The sequence below is a fragment of the Dendronalium phyllosphericum CENA369 genome, from assembly GCF_016056275.1.
GTDB classification, from domain to species: domain Bacteria; phylum Cyanobacteriota; class Cyanobacteriia; order Cyanobacteriales; family Nostocaceae; genus Dendronalium; species Dendronalium phyllosphericum.
In genome coordinates, this window is record NZ_JAECZA010000257.1 from 1 (window position 1) to 9,611 (window position 9,611).

Sequence of the window (9,611 nt, forward strand, 5' to 3'; positions counted from 1 at the left end):
AATATATACTCAACGCTTTGGAATTGAAGCCATGTTCAAAGATTGTAAAACTGGCGGTTACAATTTGGAAAGTTCTCAAGCTAATCCTGATAGACTTGTACGAATAATATTTTTAATTGCTTTAGCTATGACCAGTGCTTGGTTACATGGACAAAGGACTAAATTTCAAAAACTTGATTCCTATATTTGTCGTAGTCAAGAAAAAAATAGAAATGAGAAACGTCATAGTAATTTCTGGATAGGTTTATATGGTCAAAATTGGATAGTCGCTTGGCATGAGTGTCAAGCATGGGTCGAGGAACTGGTCGGTTTCAGTCGCAATAAGCAAGCATATTATCAGCGAGGTTTAAGGGCTATGAAGCTTATACAGCAAGCTCTTTAACTCGCTTGTCGCCCCTTGAACTACCAATCCTTCGGATACGAGAATACCCTGGTGCTTACTGCAACTATCCCCAATTACCCGATGCAGCCCGGTGGTTCCAAGCTTGGCGCTTTCGTCAAGCAGGCTCCACGCCATCACGGAACGCGATTGAGCGAGCGATCGCCTTCCCGAACTTTCACATCCACCTATCTGCACCTTGGAAATCGGCACGGGAAATGGGCGAGCGCATTGTCATTCAGGTAAATGATGATGTTTTCGAGTTTGATTTTGCGATCGCTGGCACTGGTTACTCCGTTGACCCAACAAAGCGTCCCGAACTAGCCGACTTTGCCCAGCACATTGCCCTCTGGCGCGATCGTTACGAGCCACTAGAAGACCTGCGCGACGACTATTTGGGGACGCACCCTTACTTGGGTAAAGCCCGCGAATACCTAGAAAAAGTACCTGGCACTGCCCCTTATCTTAAAGACATTCACGTATTTAATCCTGCTGGTTTCGTCAGCTTCGGCTTGCCAATTGGTGACATATTTAGCATCCGCCGCGACATACCAGGAATAGTATCGTGTATCAGCCACGACTTGTTCTTTGAGGACTGGGCGCATCATGAGGCACGTATCACAGGCGATATCGCCCCTGATTTTGAGAACTCGCTCTATGCTGCTGCGGTGTGGAAACAACCGAACGAGGCAGCGACCCGCTAGGTCAACAACCTTTTTACCAGTAACAAATAATTCCGGCTCTTAAACGATGTCAGTAGAAAGCGATCGCCATTTCACGATCGCTGCTGAATCAAGTATCACTGTTAAATCAATTCACTTAACAGTGCCATTTCAACAGATTTATTACTACTTATCAAAGGAGAATGTCATGGTTGCTCAAGCAAACTCGCCAGCAGCAAAAATTTTGGAAGTTGCCGACGATCCACGTCTTTCCAGAGAAGTGAAGGCATTTTTGAAGGAGCTGAACTCACCAGGGGAGGAGGCTCTAGAGACACTCACTCCACTCGAAGCGCGCCAAGTACTCGTGGATGCACAGGCTTCGGTTCAAGTTGATCTTTCAGGCATTGAAGAGTCTGAGAAGACAATTATCGCTGACGGTTACACGATTACACTTAATATTGTGCGACCTGAAGGGGCTAAAGGCACATTGCCTGTTTTCATCTTTATTCATGGCGGTGGTTGGGTGCTGGGTGATTACCCAACACACAAGCGCATGGTGCGCGATCTTGTTGTGCTTTCAGGGTTTGCAGGGGTCTTTGTCAACTACACGCGCACGCCAGATGCTCAGTATCCCCAAGCAATCAATGAGATTTATGCCGCAACCAAATGGGTTGCCGAGCATGGTGAGGAGATTGGCGTGGATGGCAAAAATCTGGCAGTCGTCGGCAACAGTGTCGGCGGCAATATGACAGCAGTCACTGCTTTGCAGGCGAAAGACAAAGGAGGACCCCACATCAAGCTACACATCATGATGTGGCCGATCGTCGATGCTGATTTTGAAACGAATTCTTACCACCAATTTGGCGACAAACGGTACTTGTCTACACCAACGATGAAATGGATGTATGACATGTACATCGCTGACCCAGAAAAGCGCAAAGATATCTATGCTTCTCCCCTACAAGCGACGGTTGAGCAACTGCAAGGCTTGCCTCCAGCGTTACTTGTGGTTGCAGAGAGCGATATTTTGCATGACGAAGGCACAGCTTATGGACGCAAGCTCGATGAAGCTGGGGTCGAGGTAACAACTGTGCAGTATAACGGCATGATTCATGACTTTGGACTGCTCAATGGTTTAGCCGAGCTGCCAGAAGTCCGCTCTCTGTTTGTTCAAGCTGCTGCTGAATTGAAGAAACATCTGCAATAGGATGCGATCGATGTTTTTGGGGAAAGGAAAAGACGCTCTTCCATTGCTTGCTGCTTACCGAGTTAGCGTAGGGGAAAAGAAGAAAGCGGAATGGCACTAAGTTAAAACACAGCCCTTGCCGTGATTAGTTCCTAGCCTGGAGGCTAGGAACTAATTCTGAGAGACTCCGCCTCCAAAGGCTCGATCGCTGGCAGAACCTCTCAAAATACATTCATGGATCGTTATATTTAAACTACTCTCAGGTACTTACCTGCTATGAACAGCCACACACCGAGCGCTAGGGACATTATCGGCTTGTCACCGTTGATTGCGATTGAAAACGAAGCACCACCCAAGCTGATTGTCGATCCACCGCTTCCCGAAGCGTTAGGACAAGGACGTGTCTTCATTCAGTACCGGACGGAGAATCTGCGCGTGTTGCCGGTGTTTGGCAAAGGTGCGCTCGAAGTATCGCCGCGCATCGGTCATATCCACATCACCGTTGACGATTTGCCGTGGCACTTTGTCGATGCCAGTGGAGAAACGATTATCCTGGTCGGACTGGAACCTGGCGCGCACAAGGTGCTGATCGAACTAGCTGACCCCACGCACAAAGTAATCACTAGCGAAACTGTGGAGTTTACGCTGCCCGATTCTAAGAAATCATCATGAAAAAACTAGAGATAAAATTGCAGTTGTGACGGGGGCATCTGCAAAAACGCTGCACATCGCGGTGGTATTCATCGATCTGTATTAAACTGCTTTTGAGGTAATTCGGTCGGCACGCATTTACACCCAAATTCAGAATCCAGAAGTAAAACAAAGTTCATACCTGCCTTTGGGACTTAGTTTGTCTACTTCATCAACTTGAAATTTGCTGTAAATTTAATTCAACCGTGCTGAGACGTTGGCAAAGCCTCTAGGAACGAGAATCGCGATTCTAGCGCTTACATACTATGAACAACCCCGAAAATCCTCGACCACCCTTGCCGCCTTTTGATCGCGAATACGCCATCCAAAAAGTCCGAATTGCAGAGGATGCTTGGAACACACGTAACCCTGAATTAGTATCACTCGCTTACACGTCGGATAGCATTTGGCGCAACCGCTCAGAATTTCTATCTAGTCGTGAGGCGATCGTCCAGTTTTTAACACGTAAGTGGCTTAAAGAATTGGACTACCGTTTGATCAAAGAGCTTTGGGCTTTTCAAGACAACCGCATTGCTGTCCGTTTTGCTTACGAGTGGCATGATGATTCCGGCAACTGGTTTCGCTCTTACGGCAATGAGAATTGGGAGTTTGACGAACATGGATTCATGCGATGGCGTATTGCCAGTATCAACGACCTGCCAATTCACCAAAGCGATCGCAAATACCACTGGATACTAGGTCGTCGTCCTGACGATCATCCAGGATTGTCAGACCTCAATCTTTGAAAAGCCCAACGACTATATCACTCAGTTTTTATTTTACAAGAAATCCACTGCTATGAATGCAAACAACGGCATAATTAGCCAGCTTAGTCAATATTCAGTGCCTGTAACCATCGATCGATTAGAAGCCGTCCTTCAAGTAAAAGGCATCACCATTTTTGCCCGCATCGATCAACAGGCTGAAGCCGAAAAAGCCGGACTAAGCTTGTGTCCTATACAGTTGTTGCTGTTTGGCAACCCGAAAGCCGGAACTTCCCTCATGGTGGCAGAACCAACGATCGCCTTAGATTTACCCTTGAAAATACTGGCATGGAAAGCCACTGACGGCAAGGTTTGGGTGAGTTACAACGATCCTAATTACTTAAAACAGCGATTTTCTCTCTGTGATGAGTTGGTGAAAAATATCGCTATCATTGCACCTTTAATCGATCGAGCACTTAGTTTTGCCGATTGTAAATAAGTCGCAGAATTTGCAGGCGATCGCACCAGGGCGTTTTTGAAACAGCATTAAGGATACCACAGTAGCTCCTCGGCAGCCGGAATTGAGCGGCTGTATTAATTTTATAAAACTTATGAAAACATCCGCGTTACTTCTGGCTCTGCCAATCAGTATCTTAGCTAATTTTTGCTTAAGAGCTTCTGCTGACTCTACAGCTGCCCTCATCCTAAGTACAAAATGCCAGGGTGGTTATAACATCAATATTTGGCAGAATTATAATTCTCGTGAACTGCTTTATCGCGCGACCAGTCCCAACGGGAATTTAAGTTTGGGCAAAGGAACTAGCCAAGCGACAGAAGGTGTTCGAGTGTATAAGTTTCGGAGTGGAATTTATGAATATTGGGTGTGGGATGGCACGTTAGATAACGCGCAGTCTGGTACTTTAGAGGTGTATAAAAATAAGCGTATCTTGATGAAGCAAGCTTGTACGAAAAGTTGAATCATCAGCGCGGGTGTTATGCACTTTTTGTCAACCCAGCTAGGGCAAGCATCTTGAGTTACGTTCGCCAAATACGTTATCGCTAAAACCCTCTTAGTCAGCCAGTTTTTTCTGAAATTCATAACACCTTCTAGAAGTCGTATTCACCCGCTCGAACTTAAAGGATATGGAAGTGAACGCTCAACACTATGACGACATTATTATCGGCGGCGGCAAAGCGGGTAAAACACTTGCACCTGCGTTAGTCACCGACGGACGTAAAACCGCTCTGGTTGAACGCAGCTTAAATATGATTGGTGGCGGGTGCATTAATATTGCTTGCATTCCTACTAAAACTATGGTGGCGAGTGCTAATGTGGCAAACACAGTGCGAAATAGTGCCGTTTATGGTGTTAAAGCTAATACACCTATCGTTAATTTAGCAGAGGTAATCCAACGAAAACGAACAGTTGTGCAATCTGCGCGTGAAATGAACTTGCACAATTTAGAAACGGCTCTGGATAAGAACTTGATTATCGGCACAGCAAGGTTTGTTGCTCCCAAAACAATTGAAGTAACGACGACTGAGGGAAACAATCGCTTACTTACCGCCGAACAGTTATTTATTAATACAGGCACACGACCGTTAATTCCATCGATTCCTGGACTCGCAAAAGCGGGATTTTTAACGAGTGAGTCGATTATGGAGCTAGAACACCTGCCTGAACACCTGATAGTTCTCGGTAGTGGCTATATTAGTTTAGAGTTTGCCCAGATGTTTCGGCGCTTTGGCTGTGGCGTGACTGTCATTGGGCAAAATGAGCAAATCCTGTCACAGCAAGATCCAGATATAGCGATCGCAGTTCAAACCCTGCTAGAACGAGATGGTATTGAATTCTGGCTGAAGGCGAAGGTGTTGAGGGTGGTTCGCACTGATAATCAAACCATCCTGCAAATCCAAGTTGGCGATCGTGAAATCACCCTCCAAGGGTCGCATTTGCTCGTCGCCGTTGGTCGTGCGCCCAATACTGAGAGCTTAAATTTAGCTGCTGCTGGTGTAGCAACTGATACACGCGGATTTATTCAAGTTAATGAACGCTTAGAGACGAACATTCCTGGAATTTGGGCGTTAGGGGACATCAATGGCGGCCCGCAATACACTCATATATCGCTCGATGATTATCGCATTATCAAAGCTAATTTAATTGATGGAGGCAACCGGAGTATACGGGATCGATTGGTTCCATCTTGTCTATTCATTGAGCCAGAACTGGCTCATGTGGGTTTGACTGAAACACAAGCACAGCAACAAGGATATACGATCCGCGTGGCGAAGGTGGATGCGTCAGCCGTTCCCAGAGCAAGAACACTCGGTCAAACCGATGGACTTTTAAAGGCGATTGTGGATACCGAAACAGGTCGGATTCTAGGGTGTTCCCTGTTGTGTCATGAAGCAGGTGAAGTGATTTCAACAGTGCAGATGGTGATGCAAGCTCAGATGCCCTACACCGTTCTGCGCGATGGTATTTTGACTCATCCCACGATGACCGAAGGGTTAAATATATTGTTTTCCAAGTTGTAAGCAGACTGCAATTGCAGATCCAAGGACTTACCAAACAAACGACATTTCATTCTTGAAGGTCAAGTATACATAGCATGATTAGTAAAACATCTAAAGTCGGTATTATTGGTGCAGGTAATGTAGGTGCAGACGTTGCAAATGCTTTAGTTTTACTTGGCAGATGTGTAAGGGTTGTGCTTTTTGACCGAACCTTATCAAAAGCTGAAGGGCAAGCATGGGATATCGAAGATAGCATTCCCTTACTTAAAGAGATGAAGATTATACCATCAAACCAGTATGAAGATTTAGCTGATTCAGATATTATTGTTGTGACTGTTGGGGTGCAGCATAAACAAGGACAGACTCGATTAGACACATTGAGCGACAATGCAGAGATTATACGTTCGACAATTAAAGAATTAGATCGAGTTGCACCGAATTCAATCGTAATTATCATTAGCAATCCAGTGGATGTACTCACGCGGATTGCGATCGCTACTTCCACCAGAGCAGAAAACCTAATTTTCGGTTCGGGAACCGTTCTGGATACTGCTAGACTGAAATATCAACTTGGAAAGCAACTGAATGTTGCAAAACAAGACATTCATGCTTATGTGATTGGAGAGCATGGAGACAGTCAATTTGTCGTTTGGTCTAGTGCATTTATTGGGGGAATTTTGTTAACTGAATTTCCTATACCACAAGGAGCAACGCTAGAACAAATTCAGCAAGAGTACGCACAGTTAACTCGTAAACGAGGCTATAACATTTTTGAACGCAAAGGAAATACAAGCTATGGTATATCAACAGTAGTTTGTCAGTTAGTTGATACCATCCTGCGAGATGAAAAGCAGATATTTCCAGTATCGGCTAGAGCAGATTCTAACTATGGAATTGGCGCTGAAGTTGTTCTTGGACTTCCATGTATCATTGGCTCAATAGGTATTGAGCGCCAACTGCTGTTATCAAGAAATGCTTATGAACAACGCTTATTAGAAGAATCAGCCAACAAACTCAATGAAGCCTATAATTCTTTGCATAATTAAAATCAAATGCTATAAGTTCTACTGCCAATATGTTCTGAAAAAATGAACAATCTTTAACTTAGTAATTTGCCCCGCAGCAAGATCCGCACTGTCCCTAGAGCAATACTGCCGATCGCAATATTTGCGCCCATGAATAGCAGTAGTGCCAATTCTTGCATCACTCCAGTCATGCCACGTTCAACAAGGCGCAAGGATGCCAGCGACAAGGCGGCAATGCCGAGGGTGAATGCCCGTGCGATTCGTTGTAAGTGAATCCCGGTATCCAGTCCGTAAATAAACTTACCAACTCTTACGAGTTGAACTCTCAACCAGATGTAGGTGAAAGTCCTACCCGCCAGGTTCAGGCGTGACTCCTTACCTGCCCACACCGAGCAAGCTCGATTCTTGCAGAGTGAAGCTGGGAACAGGACGCAATCAGACAATCGCTATGGATTGACACTGGCGTTAATAGGGAGCTTCCACGGTGAAACAGAGCCTAGAAAAGTAACCCACACTCAAGCGGGGCATAACACAAAACCCCCGACTTCATCAGAGTTAAAACCCGCTGCGTTATGAGGGATGACAGCAGCAAGAACCAAGGGTTTCTGAAGGTTAAATTGGCTACACCTAACGAAGCAAGTAATCAGTTGAGGGAACGAATAAAAACGAACTAAGGGTCTAGGGGAAGGTCGAACCCCCAAGTAGGCTAGACGAGCAGCGGAATTCCTTTAGTTCGGGTAGGACAGACCGTAATTGGTCTGAGGTGTTCAGAGTACACGAATTGGAGTAGAGCATGATTGGACACAGCAATAATGCCAGTGAATCATGGAGAACATTACCCTGGAAGAAATTCCGGCGTAACCTTTTCCGCCTGCAAAGAAGAATGTACAAAGCTGTTCAAGGTGGAGACTATCGGAAAGCTAAGTCTCTTCAAAAGCTGATTCTGAAATCCACCGCAGCAAGATTACTGGCAGTTCGTCAAGTGACGCAGCTAAACGCTGGGAAAAAGACAGCAGGAATTGATGGCAAAGCCTCACTCTCATTTAAGGAGAGGCTTGAACTGAGTGAAGAACTCAAAGTCCATTCTAGCAACTGGCATCACCAGAAGCTACGGAAAATTCCTATTCCCAAAAAAGATGGGAAAACCCGCATTCTAAAAGTCCCCACCGTTGCGGACAGGGCTTGGCAATGCCTAGTCAAATACGCTCTGGAACCAGCACACGAAGCAACCTTCCACGCCAGGAGTTACGGGTTCAGGACTGGACGTTCGGCACACGATGCACAGAAAATCCTCTTCCAGAATCTCAACTCCCAAGTCAATGGAATAAACAAACGAGTTATTGAACTCGATATCGAAAAATGCTTCGACCGGATTTCCCACTCAGCCATCATGGACAGACTCATTGCCACAAAGGGCATAAGACAAGGAATCTTCCGATGTCTTCAAGCAGGAGTAAACCCAGAGTTTCCCGAACAAGGAACACCCCAAGGCGGAGTGGTAAGTCCACTTTTAGCTAACATTGCGCTCAATGGGATAGAGAATATACACCGCTCTGTGCGATACGCAGATGACATGGTTATTATACTCAAGCCCGAAGATAACGCTGACACAATACTTGACCTCATCAGCCAGTTTCTCGCAGAACGGGGAATGAAAATCAGCGAAAAGAAAACTAAGCTAACCGCTACGACAGATGGCTTTGATTTTCTGGGTTGGCACTTCAGGGTGCAAAACAACGGAAAGTTTAGATGTGTCCCCTCAGTGGACAATTTCAAAACATTCCGCCAGAAAGTAAAGCACATCGTCAACAACCGGAACTATGGTGCTACAGTCAAAGCTGAGAAATTAGCCCCTGTAGTTAGAGGATGGAGGAACTACCATCGCAACTGTAAAATGAGTGGATCGCGGTTCTCGTTGTACCACATCCAACACAGGGCGTTTAAGGTGTTCAACAGGGAAACTAAACAGAATCGAAATACCAGCAAGAAACTACTGGATAATGCGTTCCCCAAGGTTCCCTACTCCGAAAATCAACATGTTCTAGTCAAAGGTGCAAAATCACCATTTGATGGAGACATTGCCTACTGGAGTAAGCGAAACAGCAAACTCTATGGCATCGAAACCTCTAGAGTTCAAGGGGCGACAAGCGAGTTAAAGAGCTTGCTGTATAAGCTTCATAGCCCTTAAACCTCGCTGATAATATGCTTGCTTATTGCGACTGAAACCGACCAGTTCCTCGACCCATGCTTGACACTCATGCCAAGCGACTATCCAATTTTGACCATATAAACCTATCCAGAAATTACTATGACGTTTCTCATTTCTATTTTTTTCTTGACTACGACAAATATAGGAATCAAGTTTTTGAAATTTAGTCCTTTGTCCATGTAACCAAGCACTGGTCATAGCTAAAGCAATTAAAAATATTATTCGTACAAGTCTATCAG

General features: G+C 45.4%; 10 protein-coding genes and 2 pseudogenes. 10 read left to right on the plus strand and 2 right to left on the minus strand.

Annotated features, from left to right (window positions below; translation table 11 throughout):
- The 9 genes and pseudogenes from I8752_RS29845 to I8752_RS29885 form a co-directional block, all read left to right on the plus strand.
- A pseudogene (locus tag I8752_RS29845) lies at positions 1-382 on the plus strand (IS4 family transposase); the annotation flags it as partial.
- A 5-nt stretch (positions 383-387) separates the two neighbouring features.
- Entirely contained in the window at positions 388-1,083 is a 696-nt protein-coding gene (locus I8752_RS29850; RefSeq protein WP_225895999.1) for a hypothetical protein, read from the plus strand.
- A 46-nt stretch (positions 1,084-1,129) separates the two neighbouring features.
- The gene (locus tag I8752_RS29855; RefSeq protein ID WP_214435826.1) at positions 1,130-2,248 is read left to right on the plus strand and encodes an alpha/beta hydrolase; all 1,119 of its coding nucleotides are present in this window, start codon (positions 1,130-1,132) and stop codon (positions 2,246-2,248) included.
- 255 nt (positions 2,249-2,503) lie between these two features.
- Positions 2,504-2,899 (plus strand): DUF6130 family protein, encoded by a 396-nt coding sequence (locus I8752_RS29860; protein ID WP_214435827.1) that lies wholly within the window; start codon positions 2,504-2,506, stop codon positions 2,897-2,899.
- 284 nt (positions 2,900-3,183) lie between these two features.
- Positions 3,184-3,663 (plus strand): nuclear transport factor 2 family protein, encoded by a 480-nt coding sequence (locus tag I8752_RS29865; protein WP_214435828.1) that lies wholly within the window; start codon positions 3,184-3,186, stop codon positions 3,661-3,663.
- A 52-nt stretch (positions 3,664-3,715) separates the two neighbouring features.
- Entirely contained in the window at positions 3,716-4,120 is a 405-nt protein-coding gene (locus tag I8752_RS29870; protein WP_214435829.1) for a DUF302 domain-containing protein, read from the plus strand.
- Positions 4,121-4,232: 112 nt separating this feature from the next.
- A complete protein-coding gene (locus I8752_RS29875; RefSeq protein ID WP_225896000.1) occupies positions 4,233-4,598 on the plus strand; it encodes a hypothetical protein in 366 nt (121 codons plus the stop codon).
- A 166-nt stretch (positions 4,599-4,764) separates the two neighbouring features.
- A complete protein-coding gene (locus tag I8752_RS29880; RefSeq protein WP_214435830.1) occupies positions 4,765-6,159 on the plus strand; it encodes a mercuric reductase in 1,395 nt (464 codons plus the stop codon).
- Positions 6,160-6,233: 74 nt separating this feature from the next.
- A complete protein-coding gene (locus I8752_RS29885) occupies positions 6,234-7,184 on the plus strand; it encodes an L-lactate dehydrogenase (protein WP_214435831.1) in 951 nt (316 codons plus the stop codon).
- 53 nt (positions 7,185-7,237) lie between these two features.
- Here the strand turns inward: I8752_RS29885 and I8752_RS29890 are convergent, their stop codons facing one another.
- The gene (locus tag I8752_RS29890; RefSeq protein WP_214435832.1) at positions 7,238-7,552 is read right to left on the minus strand and encodes a hypothetical protein; all 315 of its coding nucleotides are present in this window, start codon (positions 7,550-7,552) and stop codon (positions 7,238-7,240) included.
- Positions 7,553-7,956: 404 nt separating this feature from the next.
- On the opposite strand from I8752_RS29890, the gene I8752_RS29895 reads away from it, so the two are divergent.
- Complete coding sequence (locus I8752_RS29895; protein ID WP_214435833.1) at positions 7,957-9,351, plus strand: reverse transcriptase domain-containing protein; 1,395 nt, start codon at positions 7,957-7,959, stop codon at positions 9,349-9,351.
- Here the strand turns inward: I8752_RS29895 and I8752_RS29900 are convergent.
- A pseudogene (locus I8752_RS29900) lies at positions 9,316-9,611 on the minus strand (IS4 family transposase); the annotation flags it as partial. The gene I8752_RS29895 and the pseudogene I8752_RS29900 sit on opposite strands and share 36 nt — an antisense overlap.